Source organism: Alkalilimnicola ehrlichii MLHE-1 (assembly GCF_000014785.1).
Lineage (GTDB): Bacteria > Pseudomonadota > Gammaproteobacteria > Nitrococcales > Halorhodospiraceae > Alkalilimnicola > Alkalilimnicola ehrlichii.
Genome location: NC_008340.1, coordinates 2,559,570 through 2,577,006 on the forward strand (window position 1 = coordinate 2,559,570; position 17,437 = coordinate 2,577,006).

15 protein-coding genes and 1 riboswitch are annotated in these 17,437 nt (G+C 68.4%); of the genes, 5 read left to right on the forward strand and 10 right to left on the reverse strand.

The genetic code is table 11. The annotated features are described in order from the left end of the window. Positions 1–181 precede the first annotated feature (181 nt). The 3 genes from MLG_RS11445 to tkt all read right to left on the reverse strand — a co-directional run bounded on the left by MLG_RS11445 (position 182) and on the right by tkt (position 4,271). Complete coding sequence (locus MLG_RS11445; protein WP_011629995.1) at positions 182–1,030, reverse strand: fumarylacetoacetate hydrolase family protein; 849 nt, start codon at positions 1,028–1,030, stop codon at positions 182–184. Between the two features lie 34 nt (positions 1,031–1,064). Next, positions 1,065–2,078: a type I glyceraldehyde-3-phosphate dehydrogenase gene (gene gap / locus MLG_RS11450; protein ID WP_011629996.1), complete on the reverse strand. Its 1,014-nt coding sequence runs from the start codon at positions 2,076–2,078 to the stop codon at positions 1,065–1,067. Positions 2,079–2,270: 192 nt separating this feature from the next. Next, a complete protein-coding gene (gene tkt / locus MLG_RS11455; protein ID WP_011629997.1) occupies positions 2,271–4,271 on the reverse strand; it encodes a transketolase in 2,001 nt (666 codons plus the stop codon). 194 nt (positions 4,272–4,465) lie between these two features. Between tkt and metK the strand changes: the two genes are divergently transcribed. The 5 genes from metK (at position 4,466) to rimK (ending at position 10,322) form a co-directional block, all read left to right on the forward strand. Further along, positions 4,466–5,623 carry a methionine adenosyltransferase gene (gene metK / locus MLG_RS11460; RefSeq protein ID WP_011629998.1) on the forward strand — a complete coding sequence of 386 codons (1,158 nt, stop codon included), beginning with the start codon at positions 4,466–4,468 and terminating at the stop codon, positions 5,621–5,623. A gap of 19 nt (positions 5,624–5,642) precedes the next feature. After that, positions 5,643–5,726: riboswitch (S-adenosyl-L-homocysteine riboswitch) on the forward strand. A 14-nt stretch (positions 5,727–5,740) separates the two neighbouring features. After that, the gene (ahcY, locus tag MLG_RS11465; protein WP_011629999.1) at positions 5,741–7,153 is read left to right on the forward strand and encodes an adenosylhomocysteinase; all 1,413 of its coding nucleotides are present in this window, start codon (positions 5,741–5,743) and stop codon (positions 7,151–7,153) included. 849 nt (positions 7,154–8,002) lie between these two features. Beyond that, positions 8,003–8,854, forward strand: a complete 852-nt coding sequence (metF, locus tag MLG_RS11470) for a methylenetetrahydrofolate reductase [NAD(P)H] (protein WP_041718045.1) — start codon at positions 8,003–8,005, stop codon at positions 8,852–8,854. Between the two features lie 50 nt (positions 8,855–8,904). Beyond that, entirely contained in the window at positions 8,905–9,390 is a 486-nt protein-coding gene (locus MLG_RS11475; protein WP_011630001.1) for an ATP-dependent zinc protease family protein, read from the forward strand. A gap of 26 nt (positions 9,391–9,416) precedes the next feature. Beyond that, entirely contained in the window at positions 9,417–10,322 is a 906-nt protein-coding gene (gene rimK / locus MLG_RS11480) for a 30S ribosomal protein S6--L-glutamate ligase (protein WP_041718046.1), read from the forward strand. A 44-nt stretch (positions 10,323–10,366) separates the two neighbouring features. On the opposite strand, the gene MLG_RS11485 is transcribed toward rimK, so the two are convergent. From MLG_RS11485 to MLG_RS15220, 7 genes are all read right to left on the reverse strand, one after another. Next, a complete protein-coding gene (locus tag MLG_RS11485) occupies positions 10,367–11,419 on the reverse strand; it encodes a hypothetical protein (protein ID WP_156774673.1) in 1,053 nt (350 codons plus the stop codon). A 548-nt stretch (positions 11,420–11,967) separates the two neighbouring features. Beyond that, positions 11,968–12,618 (reverse strand): ribonuclease T, encoded by a 651-nt coding sequence (gene rnt / locus MLG_RS11490; RefSeq protein ID WP_011630004.1) that lies wholly within the window; start codon positions 12,616–12,618, stop codon positions 11,968–11,970. Positions 12,619–13,181: 563 nt separating this feature from the next. After that, positions 13,182–14,780, reverse strand: a complete 1,599-nt coding sequence (locus MLG_RS11495; RefSeq protein ID WP_011630005.1) for an ABC transporter ATP-binding protein — start codon at positions 14,778–14,780, stop codon at positions 13,182–13,184. Then, on the reverse strand, positions 14,777–15,850 hold the full coding sequence (locus tag MLG_RS11500; RefSeq protein WP_011630006.1) for an ABC transporter permease: 1,074 nt from the start codon (positions 15,848–15,850) through the stop codon (positions 14,777–14,779). The genes MLG_RS11495 and MLG_RS11500 overlap by 4 nt, the downstream gene beginning before the upstream one ends. Further along, complete coding sequence (locus MLG_RS11505) at positions 15,850–16,941, reverse strand: microcin C ABC transporter permease YejB (RefSeq protein ID WP_011630007.1); 1,092 nt, start codon at positions 16,939–16,941, stop codon at positions 15,850–15,852. Before MLG_RS11505 ends, MLG_RS11500 begins: the two co-directional genes overlap by 1 nt. Before the next feature lie 24 nt (positions 16,942–16,965). Beyond that, positions 16,966–17,175 carry a type II toxin-antitoxin system HicB family antitoxin gene (locus MLG_RS11510; RefSeq protein WP_011630008.1) on the reverse strand — a complete coding sequence of 70 codons (210 nt, stop codon included), beginning with the start codon at positions 17,173–17,175 and terminating at the stop codon, positions 16,966–16,968. A gap of 6 nt (positions 17,176–17,181) precedes the next feature. Then, positions 17,182–17,367: a type II toxin-antitoxin system HicA family toxin gene (locus MLG_RS15220; protein ID WP_011630009.1), complete on the reverse strand. Its 186-nt coding sequence runs from the start codon at positions 17,365–17,367 to the stop codon at positions 17,182–17,184. Positions 17,368–17,437 lie beyond the last annotated feature (70 nt).

Here is a 17,437-nt window from a genome sequence, read left to right on the forward strand (position 1 = left end):
ATCGCGAGGGCCGAAGGCCCGTGGCGATCCAGGGCGGTAGACTGCCACGTCGGCTTCGCCTCCTCGCAGTGACAGTGGGGGCGGGTCCCCGCTCGCAGTGACAGTGGGGGTGGGTCCCCGCTCGCAGTGACGGTGGGGGTGGCGCTTTCCGCCGTGACGGTGGGGCTGGGGCGGCCGCTGCTCAGGGGCCGACCATGCGGTTGCGCAGCGCGCCCAGCCCCTCGATCTCGCACTCCACGACATCCCCCGGCTGCAGGTACTCCGGCGGCGTGCGGGCGAATCCGACGCCGGCCGGGGTGCCGGTGGCGATCATGTCTCCGGGCTGCAGGGTCATGACGCTGGAGAGCGTCGCGATGGTCTCGGCGATGGAGAACACCATCTGCCGGGTGTCACCGTCCTGCTTGAGATCGCCGTTGACGCGGCAGGTCAGACGCAGTGCCTGCGGGTCCGGCACCGCATCGGCGGTGGTGATCCAGGGGCCCATGGGGCAACTGCCATCCATGGACTTGCCCAGGAAAAACTGCTTGTGCCGGAACTGCAGGTCACGGGCCGACAGGTCGTTGACCACCGTATAGCCGAAGACATGCTCCAGCGCCCGCGCCTGCGGGATATGCCGCCCGCCGCGGCCGATCACCACCCCGAGTTCCACCTCCCAGTCCAGCTGTTCGGTGACCCGCGGGTCCACCCGCACATCGGCGTAGGGCCCGGTCACCGAGGTGGTGGCCTTGGTGAACACCACCGGCGCCTCCGGCAGCTTCCAGTCCCGGCCCTTTGCGGCCATGGACTCCTGCGCGTGGTCGGCGTAATTGAGCCCCAGACACATGACATTGCGCCGGGGCACCGGGAGGGGGGCCAGGAAGGTGACCCGGTCGGCGGGAATCGGCGCGGCATCGGCCTCACGGGGGGCCTCGCCGGATTCCAGCAGGGCCTGCACGCTGTCGTGACCGGCCAGCGGCGTGACCTGACGCCCATCCTCGCTGACGGCGACCGCGAGGGAACGCCCTTCGTGTTGCACGGTGGCGATACGCATGATGTCCTCCCGGGTTCGATGGTGCTCGGGGCGTTCAGCCGGCCGCCCGCATCATGGCCACGGCCGTGTCCAGCATGCGGTTGGCGAACCCCCACTCATTGTCGTACCAGGCGCAGATCTTCACCAGCCGTCCCTTCACCTTGGTGAGGGTGGCATCGAACACCGCCGAGGCCGGGTGGTGGTTGAAGTCGATGGAGACCAGCGGGTCGTCGTTCACCGCCAGGACCCCGGCCATGGGCCCGGCCGCGGCGGCGCGGATGATCTCGTGCACCTCCTCCACCGAGGTCGCCCGCCCGGCGTCGAAGGTCAGATCCACCAGCGAGACATTCAGCGTGGGCACGCGCATGGCGTAGCCATCCAGCCGCCCGGCCATCTCCGGCAGCACCAGCCCCAGTGCCCGGGTGGCCCCGGTCTTGGTGGGGACCTGGCTCAGGGTGGCCGAACGGGCCCGGCGCAAATCGGCATGGGGTGAATCGGTGAGCACTTGGTCGTTGGTGTAGGCGTGGATGGTGGTCAGCAGCCCCTGCTCGATGCCCAGCGCCCGGTGCAGCGGCTGCACGATGGGCGCCAGGCAGTTGGTGGTGCAGGAGGCGTTGGAGACCACCGTGTGTTCGGCCCGCAGGATATCGTGATTGACCCCGTAACAGACGGTGGCGTCCACCTCCGGCCCGCCCGGCGCGGAGATCAGCACCTTGCGGGCACCGGCCCGCAGGTGGCGCTCTGCCTGCTCGCGGCTGGCAAAGCGGCCGGTGCACTCCATGACCAGGTCCACCCCCAGCGCCTCCCAGGGCAGGCGATCCGGGTCACGTTCCGAGGTGTAGCGGATGCGGTCGCCGTTGACCACCAGCTCGCCCTCCCCGGTCTGCACATCGCCCGGGAACCGCCCGTGCGTGGTGTCGTGGCGGGTCAGATGGGCGGCCGTGCGCAGTTCGCACAGGTCGTTGACCGCCACGATACGCAGCTCATCGCTGCGCCCCGACTCATAGAGCGCCCGCAGAACGCCCCGCCCAATCCGGCCGTAGCCGTTGATCGCCACCTTGATGGCCATAGTATCCCTCGTTCAACCCGAATGATTGCCCGCCGACCACCGCCGCAGGCCCCTTGGCGCCCCCTCCCCCCGTCATCGCGAGGGCCGAAGGCCCGTGGCGATCCAGAGGGGTAGACTGCCACGTCGGCTTCGCCTCCTCGCAGTGACGGGGCGGGCCCTCGCTCGCCGTAACCGTTGGAGACTGGGCTGCGCTCAGATCACCGTGGTGCTGGCCTTGACCACCGCGTCGACGTTGATGCCGAAATGCTCGTAGAGTGCCGGCCCCGGTGCCGACTCGCCGAAGGTGTCGATGCCGATCACCCGGCCGCGGTCGCCCAGCAGCGCCTGCCAGGGCATCGGGTGGGCCGCCTCCATGGCGATCACCGGCACCCCCGCCGGCAGCACCGCCTCGCGGTAGTCGGCCGGCTGCGACTGGAACACCTCCAGACAGGGCATGGACACCACCCGCACCCGCCGGCCCCGGTCGGCCAGCCGCTCGGCCGCCTCCACCATGATCGCCACCTCACTGCCGGTGGCCATCAGGATCAGCTCCGCCTCACCCTGCTTGGGCTCGGCCAGCACATAACCGCCGCGCCGAATCAACGCCACCTGCTCGTCGGTGCGCTGCTGCGCCACCAACCCCTGGCGCGAGAGCGCCAGCAGACTCGGCCCGTCACGGCGCTCCAGCGCCGCCTGCCACGCCGCCTGGGTCTCAATGGCATCGCACGGGCGCCAGACATCCAGCCCCGGGATCATGCGCAGACTCCCCAGATGCTCCACCGGCTGGTGGGTCGGGCCATCCTCGCCCAGACCGATAGAGTCGTGGGTGTGGACAAAGATCTGCTGTATGCCCATCAGCGCCGCCATGCGGATGGCGTTGCGCGCGTAATCGGAGAACACCAGAAAGGTGCCGGTGTAGGGGATGAACCCGCCGTGCAGCGCCAGCCCGTTGGCAATGGCGCTCATGCCGAACTCACGCACCCCGTAGTGGAGGTAATTGCCATCGGCGTCGGCCTTCGCCCCGCCGATCACCGCGCAGTCTTCCCACTTGGTGTTGTTGGAGCCGGACAGGTCCGCCGAGCCGCCGAGCAGCTCCGGCAGGTACGGCCCCAGCCGGTTGAGCGCCTGCTCCGAGGCCTTGCGCGTGGCCACCTTGGCCGACTCGTCCACCGCCTCGGCCAGCGCCTCCTCGGCGTGCTGGGCAAACCGCTCGGGCAGCGCGCCCTTCATCCGCCGCTCAAACTCCGCCGCCATCTCCGGGTGCGCCTTGCGGTAAGCGGCCAGCCGCTCGTGCCAGGCCGCCTCCAACTGCTTGCCGCGCGCCCGCGCATCCCACCCGCTGTAGATCTCGCGCGGGATCTCAAACGGCCCGTGCTCCCACTTCAGGAACTCGCGCGTGGCCTGGATCTCCTCATCGCCCAGCGGCGCACCGTGCACCCCGTGGGTGCCGCAGACGTTGGGCGCGCCAAAGCCGATCACCGTCTTGCAGCAGATCAGGCTCGGCCGGTCGGTCACCGCACGCGCCTCATCAATGGCGCGCTTGATCGCCTCCGAATCGTGCCCGTCCACCTCGCGCACCACATGCCAGCCGTAAGCCTCAAACCGGCCCGGCGTATCGTCGGTGAACCAGCCCTCCACCTTGCCGTCAATGGAGATGCCGTTGTCGTCGTAAAAACCGATCAGCTTGCCCAGCTTCCATGTGCCGGCCAGCGAGCAGGCCTCGTGACTCACCCCCTCCATCAGACAGCCATCGCCCAGGAAGCAGTAGGTCCAGTGATCCACCAGCTCGTGGCCCGGGCGGTTGAACTGCGCGGCCAGGGTGCGCTCGGCCAGCGCCAGCCCCACCGCGTTGGCCAGCCCCTGGCCCAGCGGCCCGGTGGTGGTCTCCACCCCCGCGGTGTAGCCGTACTCCGGGTGACCGGGGGTCCTGGAGTGCAGTTGGCGGAAGGCCTTCAGATCGTCAATGCCCAGCTCATAGCCCGACAGGTGCAGCAGGCTGTAAAGCAGCATCGAGCCGTGACCGTTGGAGAGCACAAACCGGTCCCGGTCCCACCAGTGGGGGTTGGCCGGGTTGTGGCGCAGATAGTCGTTCCACAGCACTTCGGCAATATCCGCCATGCCCATGGGCGCGCCCGGGTGACCGGAATGGGCGCGCTGCACCGCGTCCATGGACAGGGCTCGGATGGCATTGGCCAGATCTCGGCGTGTGGGCATTACGGTTCCCCCGGGGTTGCATATAGATCAAGGGCGCTTATTGTCCTGTAGAGCCGGGTCGCCGGCAAGTTGGCGGGCCTCGCACTCACCGGGTGAGACCGCTACAATCGGCAGTTCGTCGAAAACGGCACCGCAAACACCCGTCGCGGCCACGCAACCGGGCGCGAGACAACCACAACACAGAGGAGCTTGGGGTGAGCGAATACCTGTTCACGTCAGAGTCGGTTTCCGAGGGCCATCCGGACAAGATGGCGGACCAGATCTCCGACGCCGTGCTCGATGCCATCCTCGCCGAAGACCCCAGGGGCCGGATCGCCTGCGAGACGATGATCAAGACCGGAATCATCATCCTGGGCGGCGAGGTGACCACCTCGGCCAACATCGACTACGAGGCCGTGGCCCGGGAGACGGTCAAGCGCATCGGCTACAAACACCACGAGATGGGCTTCGATGGCGAGACCTGCGGGGTCATCAACATCCTCGGCAAGCAGTCGGTGGACATCGCCCAGGGGGTCGACCGCGACCATCCGGAGGAACAGGGTGCCGGCGACCAGGGGCTGATGTTCGGCTACGCCAGCAACGAGACCGATGTGCTGATGCCCGCCCCGATCACCTACGCCCACCGGCTGGTACAGCGCCAAGCGGAGGTGCGCTGTAACGGCCAGCTGCCCTGGCTGCGTCCGGATGCCAAGAGCCAGGTCACCCTGCGCTACGTGGACGGCCGCCCGGTGGCGGTGGACACGGTGGTGCTCTCCACCCAGCACGCCCCCGACCTCACCCAAGCCCAGGTGCACGAGGCGGTGATCGAGGAGATCATCAAGCCGGTATTGCCCGAGCAGTGGATCACCGGCGAGACCCGCTACCTGGTGAACCCCACCGGTCGCTTCGTGATCGGTGGCCCGGTGGGCGACTGCGGCCTGACCGGACGCAAGATCATTGTCGACACCTACGGCGGCATGGCCCGCCACGGCGGCGGCTGCTTCTCGGGCAAGGACCCGTCCAAGGTGGACCGCTCCGCCGCCTACGCCTGCCGCTACGTGGCCAAGAACATCGTCGCCGCAGGGCTCGCCGAGCGCTGTGAGATCCAGGTCTCCTACGCCATCGGCGTGGCCGAACCCACCTCCATCAGCGTGGAGACCTTCGGCACCGGCCGCGTGGACAGCGAGAAGCTGACCCGCATCGTGCGCGAGCACTTCGACCTGCGCCCCTACGGCATCCTGAAGATGCTCGACCTGATCCGCCCGATCTACACCGCCACGGCCGCCTACGGCCACTTTGGCCGCGAGGACGAGGGCTTCCCCTGGGAGCGCATCGACCGCGCCGAGGAGATCCGCGACGCGGCCGGCCTGTAGCGGGCAGAGCACCCGGCGCCGCCCCGAGGAGCGCTGCAACAGGGCCGCCGGCCCTGCCAGGCTCGGGGATGGCGCCCCATCGTTCCAACGGCGCTCAGCGAAATCGGAGTCTGCACCATGAATGCTGTCGTGGATACCAACGCCAACGACTACATCGTGCGCGACATCGGCCTCGCTGACTGGGGCCGTAAGGAAATCGCCATCGCCGAGACAGAGATGCCCGGCCTGATGGCGGTGCGCGAGGAATACCGCAACGAGCAGCCGCTCAAGGGCGCCCGCATCGCCGGGAGCCTGCACATGACCATCCAGACCGCCGTGCTCATTGAGGCGCTGATCGAGCTGGGGGCCGAGGTGCGCTGGGCGTCCTGCAACATCTACTCCACCCAGGATCACGCCGCCGCGGCCATCGCCGCCCAGGGCATCCCGGTGTTCGCCTACAAGGGCGAGACCCTGGATGAGTACTGGGACTACTGCCACCGGATCTTCGAGTTCGAGGGCGAGCCGGCCAACATGATCCTCGACGACGGCGGCGATGCCACCCTGCTGCTCAACCTGGGCGCCAAAGCCGAGCAGGACGCCTCTGTGCTGGACAACCCGGGCAGCGACGAGGAAAAGGCCCTGTTCGTCGCCATCCGCAACCGCCTGGAGAGCCAGCCTGGTTGGTACAGCGAGCGGCTGGCCGCCATCCAGGGGGTCACCGAGGAGACCACCACCGGCGTCAACCGCCTGGTGCGCATGGCCAACGAGGGCACCCTGCCCTTCCCCGCCATCAACGTGAACGACTCGGTCACCAAGTCCAAGTTCGACAACCTCTACGGCTGCCGCGAATCGCTGCTGGACGGCATCAAGCGGGCCACCGACGTGATGATCGCCGGCAAGATCTGCGTGGTGGCGGGCTACGGCGACGTGGGCAAGGGCTGCGCCCAGAGCCTCCGCGGCCAGGGCGCCACCGTCTGGATCACCGAGATCGACCCCATCTGTGCCCTGCAGGCGGCCATGGAGGGCTACCGGGTGGTCACCATGGACGAGGCCGCTGACAAGGCGGACATCTTCGTCACCGCCACCGGCAACTACCACGTGATCACCGGCGAACACCTGAGGGCGATGAAGCACAACGCCATCGTCTGCAACATCGGCCACTTCGACAACGAGATTGACGTGGCCAGCCTGCGCGACTGCGAGTGGGACAACATCAAGCCGCAGGTGGACCACATCACCCTGCCCAGCGGCAACAAGATCATCCTGCTGGCCGAGGGCCGGCTGGTGAACCTGGGCTGCGCCACCGGGCACCCGAGCTTCGTGATGTCCAACTCCTTCACCAACCAGGTGTTGGCCCAAATCGAGCTGTTCGCCCACGGGGAGAAGTACGACAAGCAGGTCTACGTGCTGCCCAAGCACCTGGACGAGAAGGTCGCGCAGCTCCACCTGCAGAAGATCGGCGCACAACTGACAGCGCTGACCCCGGAACAGGCGGAATACATCGGCGTGCCGGTGGAGGGGCCTTACAAGCCGGAACACTACCGGTACTGACGGGGGACCGTCACTGCGAGGAGGCGAAGCCGACGTGGCAGTCTACCGCCCTGGATCGCCACGGGCCTGCGGCCCTCGCGATGACGGGGGTGGCGCCCCACCGTCACTGCGAGGAGGCGAAGCCGACGCGGCAGTCTACCGCCCTGGATCGCCACGGGCCTGCGGCCCTCGCGATGACGGGGGTGGCGCCCCCACCGTCACTGCGAGGAGGCGAAGCCGACGCGGCAGTCCACCGCCCTGGATCGCCACGGGCCTGCGGCCCTCGCGATGACGGGGGTGGCGCCCCACCGTCACTGCGAGGAGGCGAAGCCGACGCGGCAGTCTACCGCCCTGGATCGCCACGGGCCTGCGGCCCTCGCGATGACGGGGGTGGCGCCCCCACCGTCACTGCGAGGAGGCGAAGCCGACGCGGCAGTCCACCGCCCTGGATCGCCACGGGCCTGCGGCCCTCGCGATGACGGGGGTGGCGCCCCACCGTCACTGCGAGGAGGCGAAGCCGACGCGGCAGTCCACCGCCCTGGATCGCCACGGGCCTGCGGCCCTCGCGATGACGGGGGTGGCGCCCCACCGTCACTGCGAGGAGGCGAAGCCGACGCGGCAGTCTACCGCCCTGGATCGCCACGGGCCTGCGGCCCTCGCGATGACGGGGGTGGCGCCCCCACCGTCACTGCGAGGAGGCGAAGCCGACGCGGCAGTCTACCGCCCTGGATCGCCACGGGCCTGCGGCCCTCGCGATGACGGGAGGAAGCCTTCGCCTTCGGGATGACGAAGGAAAACATTCGGCCCTCGGGATGACGGTGGCGGCGCCCCCGTTTGAAAACAGCCCTCAGCATGGAACAATCTCAGACGATGGAATCCCAGAAACAACACCCCCCGGTCTACAGCTGCGAGTTCTTCCCCCCGCGCACCGAGCAGGGGGTGGAGAAGCTACGTACCACCCGTGAGCGCCTCGCGCGCCTGAACCCGGCCTACTTCTCGGTGACCTTCGGCGCCGGCGGCTCCACCCGCGACCGCACCTACGAGACGGTCACCGAGATCCAGCGCAGCGGCCTGGAGGCCGCGCCGCACATCTCCTGCATCGGCTCCACCCGGGAGAGCATCCGCGAGCTGCTGCACGGCTATCGGGAACAGGGCATCCGCCGCATCGTCGCCCTGCGCGGCGACATGCCCTCCGGCACCCGCGACGTAGGCGAGTTCCGCTACGCCAACGAACTGGTGGCCTTCATCCGCGCGGAGACCGGCGACCACTTCCACATCGAGGTGGCCTGCTACCCGGAGTTCCACCCGCAGGCCCGCGACGCCGAGGCCGACATGGACAACTTCGCCCGCAAGGTCGAGGCCGGGGCCGACGCCGCCATCACCCAGTACTTCTTCAACGCCGACGCCTACTTTCACTTCGTCGGCCAAGCGGAGAAACGGGGCGTGACCCTCCCCATCGTCCCGGGCATCATGCCCATCATCAACTTCACCCAGCTGGCCCGCTTCTCCGACGCCTGCGGCGCCGAGATCCCGCGCTGGCTGCGCAAGCGGCTGGAGGCCTATGGCGACGACAAGGCCGCCATCCAGGCCCTGGGCCATGAGGTGGTGCGGGATCTCTGCCAGCGGCTACTGGACGGCGGCGCCCCGGGGCTGCATTTTTACAGCATGAACCAGGCGCGCCCGGTGGAGCGCCTGTGGGCCGACCTGCAGCTCCCCCGCTGAGCGGATGGAGCCGTCCGCCCACGGCCAAACCGGGCATTGGGGGGCGCGCAATGACCGGAAAGGCAGCCAAACGTCTCTGGGTCGGCTGGCGGGAGTGGATCGCCCTGCCCGCCCTGGGCATCGACCGCATCAAGGCCAAGGTGGACACCGGCGCGGCCACCTCCGCGCTGCACGCCATCCACCTGCACCGCTTCCGTGAGGGCGGGCGGGATCGGGTGGTGTTCCAGGTGCACCCGATCCAGCGGGACGCCCACACCACCCGGGACTGCGTGGCCGACCTGCTGGACGAGCGGGTGGTCACCAGCTCCACCGGCCACCGGGAGCGGCGCCTGGTGATCCGCACCCCCTTGCAAATCGGCGATCAGCGCTGGAATATCGAACTGACGCTGACCAACCGGGACAGCATGGGCTTTCGCATGCTCATCGGCCGCCGCGCCATGCGCGGCCACCTGTTGGTGGACCCCAGCCGCTCCTATCTGGGCGGTATCGAGCAGCACACCCCGGGCCCCCGACGCAGCCCCACATCCCGCAAATGAGTGAGCCCGCAGGCATGCCCGAAGCGATGAACATCCTGATCCTGTCGCGCAACAGCCGGCTCTACTCCACCCGGCGTCTGGTCGAGGCGGGGCGCGAGCGCGGTCACCAGGTCCGGGTGGTGGACCCACTGCGCTGTTACATGAACATCAGCCCCCACAAGCCCGAGATCCATTACAAGGGCGAGACGCTGGAGAACTTCGACGGCGTGATCCCCCGGATTGGGGCCTCCATCACCTTCTACGGCACGGCCGTGTTGCGCCAGTTCGAGATAATGGGCACCTTCCCGCTCAACGAGTCGGTGGCCATCAGCCGCTCCCGCGACAAACTGCGCTCCACGCAACTGCTGGCGCGCAAGGGGATCGGCCTGCCGATGACCACTTTCGGCTACTCGCCTGACGACACCGAGGACCTGATCAACCTGGTGGGCGGCCCGCCCATGGTCATCAAGCTGCTGGAGGGCACCCAGGGCAAGGGGGTGGTGCTGGCCGAGACCCAGCAGGCGGCGGAGAGCCTGATCGATGCCTTCCGTGGGCTAAATGTGCACTTCCTGGCCCAGGAGTACATCAAGGAGGCCGGGGGCTCGGACATCCGCTGCTTCGTGGTGGGCGAGCGGGTGGTGGCCTCCATGCGCCGACAGGCCAAGGAAGGGGAGTTCCGCTCGAACATCCACCGCGGCGGCCAGGCGAGCACGGTGCGTATCACCCCCGAGGAGCGCAGCATGGCGGTGCGTGCCGCCCGCATCATGGGCTTGAACGTGGCCGGTGTGGACCTCATCCGCTCCGCCCATGGCTCGCTGGTGCTGGAGGTGAACTCATCGCCCGGGCTGGAGGGCATCGAGAAGGCCACCGGCAAGGACATCGCCGGCACCATCTACGCTTTCCTGGAGAAGAACGCCCGCCAGGGCAAGACCCGGACCCGGGGCCGCGGCTAGCGTTACGGCGGGACCGGACGAACGCCCGGCCCCGCGTGCCCCTATTACCGGGCGGGGATGATCGGATCGTCCTCGTCCGGTCCCTCGCCGCTGACCAGACGCGCCTGGGCCAGGTTCTCCCCCACCAGGGTCTCGATCTCCAGCACGCCCTTCACCGCCCCGGGCACCCAGGCCACCGGGCGACCGCTGGGTGAGCGGATCACCCGGCTGCCGTCACGCACCTGCAGGCTCATGCCCTCGCTCAGACCGGCGGCCTGGCCGGCGCCGAGGAAATAGACGCCCTCCTCCTCGGCAAAGCTGCGGGTGAACCAGGGGGCGTTGCCCATGCGGTCCATCATGCCCAGGAGTACCCGGTCGGCGTAGGCCTCCAGCGCCGGGCGGGCCACCTGACCGTCCACGGCCGGCAGTTCCACCGCGCTACCGGCGTACTCGGCGTCCAGGCCGACATCGAAGGTGGTGGTGCGCAGGCGTACCGCATCCTCGCCCCGTGGCTCGACCTCGATCAGCGCGAGCATCCGCAGTCCGGGATACCGGGACAGCCCGGCCAGGCAGTCACTAACCTCCCCCGCCGTGCAGCCGTAGTCAGCAATCTGGGAGCGCACCAGCTCGCTGCCGGAGAAGAGCAGTGGGTAGTCCCGGGAGACCCCGGCCAGCGCATTGCCCAGGCGGGTCTCCAGGCCGCCGTCCGGCGTCTGGATGATGACCCCCACGTGGGGCAGCAGCGCCCCTTCCGGCCGCTGTGCCGGCCGGTGCACCCCGCGCTCGGTGCCCTCCGCGGCCAGCGCCTGTTGCTGCAGCGACCGCTCCAGCTGCTGGATCCGCTGCTCCAGGGCCTGCTCGCGCTCACTGTCATCGGGCCCACCGCGGCCGAACAGCCGGTCCAGCAGCGGACGCTCATCGCGCTCGGCCTCGTCCTGCTCCTCACACTGCTCCGGCCAGAAGACGCAGGTCAAAACGCCCTTGCGCTCGAACTCGTGATCCCAGGGGGTGCGCTGTTCACGCTCGGGCGGTTGCACCCCACCCGTACCGCAGCCCGCCAACAGGGCAAGGGAAAGCAATAAAACAACGAGAGACAACAGCTTGCGCGAGACGGACATGTTCACCTGGCCGGGTTGTGGGGAGTGATGATGACAGCCGACAAGGTTAAGCCGGTGCCGGCGTCTCGGCAAGCCTGTTGGAGCACTTGATCGAGCGGGAAGGGCCCGCCGCCCCCACTCCCACTGCGAGCCCTCGCCCCCATCACCCGTCACTGCGGGCCCCCGAAGGGGACGCGGCAGTCCAGGCCGCGTGTGGATTGCCACGTCGCTTCGCTCCTCGCAATGACGGGGTGGTGACCCCCACCGTCATCGCGAGCCCCGACCTATCACCCGTCACTGCGAGCCCCAACCCATCACCCGTCACTGCGAGCCCCAACCCATCACCCGTCACTGCGAGGAGCGAAGCGACGTGGCAGTCTACCCCTCTGGATGGCCACGGGCCTTCGGCCCTCGCGATGACGGGGAGGAGGTGGACGGCCTCGCGGTAACGGGGGTACGCCGTTCTTCCTTGATTCGGGCCCGCGCAGCCGGGGGGGTGAGGCTCGCGATGACGGTGCGAAAAGCTTCCGGGCTCGTGAGGACGGAAAATGCCGTTATGCAGCCAACCGTCAGAACGGCTCGGGGATGCCGATGGCCTCGTCCCAGCGGTTGACGATGCCGCAGAACAGGTCCGCCGTCTTCTCCGCATCGTAGATCGCCGAGTGGGCCGCCTTGCCGTCCCACTCCTCGCCCGAGGCCACCAGGGCCTTGGCCAGCACGGTCTGACCGTAGGCCAGCCCGGCCAGGGTCGCGGTGTCGAAACTGGTGAAGGGGTGGAAGGGATTGCGCTTGATGCCGCAACGCTGCACCGCCGCGTTCAGGAACCCCAGGTCAAAAAAGCTGTTGTGGCCGATGAGCACGGCCCGGTTGCACCCGGTCTGACGCACCTCCTGGCGGATCGGCCGGAAGACCTTCTTCAGCGCCTCGTCCTCCGGCAGGGCCATGCGCAGCGGGTGGTCCGGATCGATCCCGTTCAGTTCCAGGGCCTTGGGGTCGATATTGGCGCCCTCGAAGGGCTTCACATGGCAAGTGTGGGTCGCGGCCGGGTAGAGCCGCCCGTTCTCGTCCATGCGCAGCACCACGGCCGCGATCTGCAGCAGCGCATCCGTCGCCGCATTGAGCCCGCCGGTCTCCACATCCACCACCACGGGCAGGAAGCCACGGAACCGCTTGCTGATGCGCTGGCTGAAGTTGGTGCCTACCGGGTTGGGTTCACTCATCTCGCTCTCGGACCGGGGGTGAACCGGCCATCTTAAGCACCCAGGGGAAGGGCTGCAAGCGGCGGGGAGGCACCACCTCCCGTCATGGCAAGGGCCGAAGGCTTTCCCCCCGTCATCGCGAGGGCCGAAGGCCCGTGGCGATCCCGAGGGGTAGACTGCCACGTCGGCTTCGCCTCCTCGCAGTGACGGTGGGGGCAACCTTCCGCTTCCGGCACAGTCCAGTTCTTCAAGAGGAGCGCAGCGACGTGGTGATCCACACCCCGCCTGGACTGCCTGCCACGCCCCTGCGGGGGCTCGCAGTGACGGTGGAGGCGGCACCCACCCCCGTCATCGCCAGGAGCGAAGCGACACGGCGATCCACACCCCGCCATGGACTGCCACGCCCCTACGGGGCTCGCAGTGACGGTGGGGCGGCACCACTCCCCGTCATCGCGAGGAGCGCAGCGACGTGGCGATCCAGACGCCGCATGGACTGCCACGCCCCCTTCGGGGGCTCGCAGTGACGGGTGATGGGGGCGGGGGCTCGCGGTGACGGGTGATGGGCGGGGGCGCACGCCCGGTTTTCAGGCCGGGCTCAGGGCCGCCGCCAGCAGGCGTTGGGTGTAGGGGTGCTCGGGGCGCTCGAAGACCCGGTCGGCGTCGCCCGACTCGACCACCTGGCCGTCCTTCATGACGATGATGTGGTGCGCGAGCGCCCGCACCACCTTCAGGTCGTGGCTGATGAAGAGATAGGCCAGCCGGTGGCGCGCCTGTAACTCGCGCAGCAACGCCACCATGCGCGCCTGCACCGAGCGATCCAACGCCGAGGTGGGCTCGTCGAGCACGATCAGCTTGGGCTTGAGCACCAGCGCCCGGGCCAGCGCCACCCGCTGGCGCTGGCCGCCGGAGAGCTCGTGGGGGTAGCGGTTCATCACCGCCTCCGGCAGCCCCACCTCCGCCAGGGCCTGCCCGATCAGCCGGTGGCGCTCCGCCTCTCCCATGCCCGGGGCATGCACCTCCAGGCCCTCGGCGACGATCTGCGCTACCGACAGCCGCGGGCTGAGGCTACCGTAGGGGTCCTGGAAGACCATCTGCATGCCCTTGCGCAGGGGCCGCAGCGCCTTGGGCTTCAGCCGCGAGATGTCGCGGCCGTCGAACACCACCCGCCCCTGCGCCGCCAGCAGCCGCAACACCGCCTGGGCCAGGGTGGTCTTGCCGGAGCCGCTCTCCCCCACCACACCGATGGTCTGCCCCGGGGCCAGGGCCAGATCCACGCCGTCTACCGCCTTCACATAGCTCTGCACCCGGCGCAGGAAGCCCCCGCGCACCGGGAAGTGCACCTTGACCGCGTCGGCGGTCAGCACCGGCCCCTGCCCCCCGGGCACCGGCACCGGCCGGCCGGCGGGCTCGGCCTCGATCAGCTCACGGGTGTAGGGGTGGCCGGGGCTGTGGAAGAGCGTCTCGGCGGGGGCGGCCTCCAGCAGCTCACCATCGCGCATGACCGCGATGCGGTCGGCCATGTGGCGCACCACGTTCAGGTCGTGACTGATCAGCAGCACCGCCATGTTGAAGCGCCGCTGCAGGTCGCGGATGAGCTGCAGGATCTCCGCCTGCACGGTCACGTCCAGCGCCGTGGTCGGCTCGTCGGCGATCAGCAGCCTCGGGTTGTTGGCCAGGGCCATGGCGATCATCACCCGCTGGCGCTGGCCGCCGGAGAGTTCGTGGGGGAAGCTGCGGATCTGGCGCACCGGGTCGGGCAGCTGCACCAGATCCAACAGCTCCAGGATGCGCCGCCGGGCCCGGGCACCGGTCAATCCCTGGTGGATGCGCAGGGTCTCGCCGATCTGGCGGTCGACCCGGTGCAATGGGTTCAGGGAGGTGAGCGGCTCCTGAAAGATCACCCCGATGGGCCCGCCGCGCAGGTGACGGAGCACCGCATCGGGGGCGCCGAGGATCTCCTCACCCTCGAAACGGATGCTGCCCCCCGGGTGCCACGCGCGCGGATAGGGCAATAACCCCAGCACCGAGAGCGCCGAGACCGACTTGCCGGAGCCGCTCTCGCCCACCAGGGCCAGGGTCTCACCGGCGTCCACCCGCCAGCTCACACCGCGCACGGCGCGGATCTCCCGGCCTTCCGAGCGGAAACTCACTTGCAGGTCCCGGACCTCCAGCAACGCACTCATCCGCGCACCCCCGCCGCATTCACCTGGCCCAGGGTCTTGCGCGGGTCAAAGGCATCGCGCACCGCCTCGCCGATAAAGATGAGCAGCGTCAGCATCACCGAGAGCACGACGAACACCGTGATGCCCAGCCAGGGGGCGTGCAGGTTGGCCTTCGCCTGGGCCAACAGCTCACCCAGCGAGGGCGCACCGGGCGGCAGCCCGAAGCCGAGGAAATCCAGGGCGGTGAGCGTGGTGATCGCCCCGGAGAGGATGAAGGGCACGAAGGTCAACGTCGCCACCATGGCGTTGGGCAGCGCATGGCGCAGGATGATGGTGCGGTCGGGCACCCCCAGCGCCTTGGCCGCCTTCACGTACTCGAAGTTGCGCACCTTCAGGAACTCGGCACGCACCACCGCCACCAACGTGGTCCAGGAGAAGAGCAGCATGATAAACAACAACCACCAGAAGCTGGGCTGTACCAGGCTGGCCATGATGATCAGCAGATAGAGCACCGGCAGGCCGTTCCAGATCTCGATAAAGCGCTGGGCCAGCAGGTCCAGCCAGCCGCCGAAGTAGCCCTGCACCGCCCCGGCCAGCACCCCGATGACGGAACTGGCCACGGTGAGCGCCAGCCCGAATAACACCGAGATGCGAAAGCCGTAGATCAGCCGGGCGGTCACGTCCCGCGCCTGGTCGTCGGTACCCAGCCAGTTCTCCGCCGACGGGGGCGCCGGCGCGGCGTGCTCCAGGTCGTAATTGATGGTGTCGTAGCTGTAGCGGATAACCGGCCAGAGCATCCAGCCCTTCTCCTCGATCAGCTCCGCCACAAACTCGTCCCGGTAGTCGGCGGCGGTGGCGAAATCGCCGCCGAACTCGGTCTCCGGGTAGTCCCGGAACACCGGGAAGTAATAGGCTCCGTCGTACTGCACCACCAGCGGCCGGTCGTTGGCGATGAACTCCGCGCCCAAGGTCAGGCCGAACAGCGCCAGGAAGAGCCACAGCGACCACCAACCGCGGCGATTGGCCTTGAACTGCTGCCAGCGCCGCCGGTTGAGCGGGCTGAGTCGGAAGCTCGGACGCCAGCCCGCCATCAGCCCGCCCTCCGCTCGAAGTCGATCCGCGGGTCGATGGCCACGTACATCAGGTCGCCGATGAGGTTCAGCACCAGCCCGAGCAGGGTGAAGATGAACAGGGTGCCGAAGACCACCGGGTAGTCCCGGTTCACCACCGCCTCGAAGCCCAGCAGCCCCAACCCGTCCAGGGAGAAGATCACCTCAATCAGCAACGCCCCGGTAAAGAGGATGCCGATAAAGGCGGCCGGGAAGCCGGCAATAACGATGAGCATGGCGTTGCGGAAGACGTGGCCATAGAGCACGCCGCGCTCGGTGCAGCCCTTGGCACGGGCGGTCATCACGTACTGCTTGTTCACCTCCTCCAGGAAGCTGTTCTTGGTGAGCATGGTCAGCCCGGCGAAACCGCTGATCACCATGGCCAGCACCGGCAGGGTGATGTGGTGCAGGTAGTCGAGGATGCGCATGGGCCAGCTCAAATCGTGCCAGTTGTCGGAGACCAGCCCCCGCAGCGGGAAGAGATCCAGCCAGGAGCCGCCGGCGAAGAGCACGATGAGCAGGATGGCAAACAGGAAGTTGGGGATGGCGTAGCCGACAAAGACCACCGCCGAGGTGGTGAGATCGAAGCGGCTGCCGTCGCGCACCGCCTTGCGGATGCCCAGGGGGATGGAGATGAGGTAGACCAGCACGGTGGTCCACAGGCCCAGGGAGATGGAGACCGGCAGCCGATCGCGGATCAGCTCGATGACGGTCCGGTCGGCGTAGAACGACTCGCCGAAGTCGAACCGCAGGTAGTTCCAGGTCATCTGCAGGAAGCGCTCGTGGGCGGGCCGGTCGAAGCCGAACTGCGCCTCCAACTCGGCGATGAACTCCGGGTGGAGGCCGCGGGCGCCACGGGAGACCTCGTCGGCCATCCCGGTGGCGTCGCCCGCCTCGCGGGCATCCACCCCGGTAAAGCGACCGGTGGCATCCGCCATGCTGCCCTGCACCTGGGCGGCGATCCGCTCGATGGGCCCGCCGGGGGCGAACTGCACGATGGCGAAGTTGATGACCATGATCCCAAGCAGGGTCGGGATCATGAGCAGCAGGCGCCGGGCGACATACCCCCACATGGGTCAGGTGGTGGTCCCCATCACTCAGGCCACGTCCACGTATTCGACGTGACTGCTGGGCTGGGGAATAGGCGCCCCGTCCTCACGCAGACCGGCCAGATGCCACTCAATCGCTTCACGGATCAGTGCCTCTGCCTCGGGAATGCTATCGCCGGTCGCTACACAGCCTGGCAGATCGGGCACATAGGCCGAATAGTTCTGCCCCGCCTTTTCGATGACAATCGCGTACTTCACGGCCACCTACCTCCAACCTGCCTGCTTAAAGATGCTGTTGACCGTTCCCGGTGCCAACTCATCACCGGGCTTTCCGGCAACCGTCACCCGCCCGGGTTTCGACGGATGCTTGAATTGCCGATGACTCCCTCGGGTCGCGTGGAGATACCACCCATCTTCCCGTAGCCACAGCAGAATGTCCCGAACTTTCATGGGCCCTCCCTGGCTTCATGATTCTCTGCCACCGTGTTTCACCGGCCTGCGATTTGCAGCGCCAAGTATC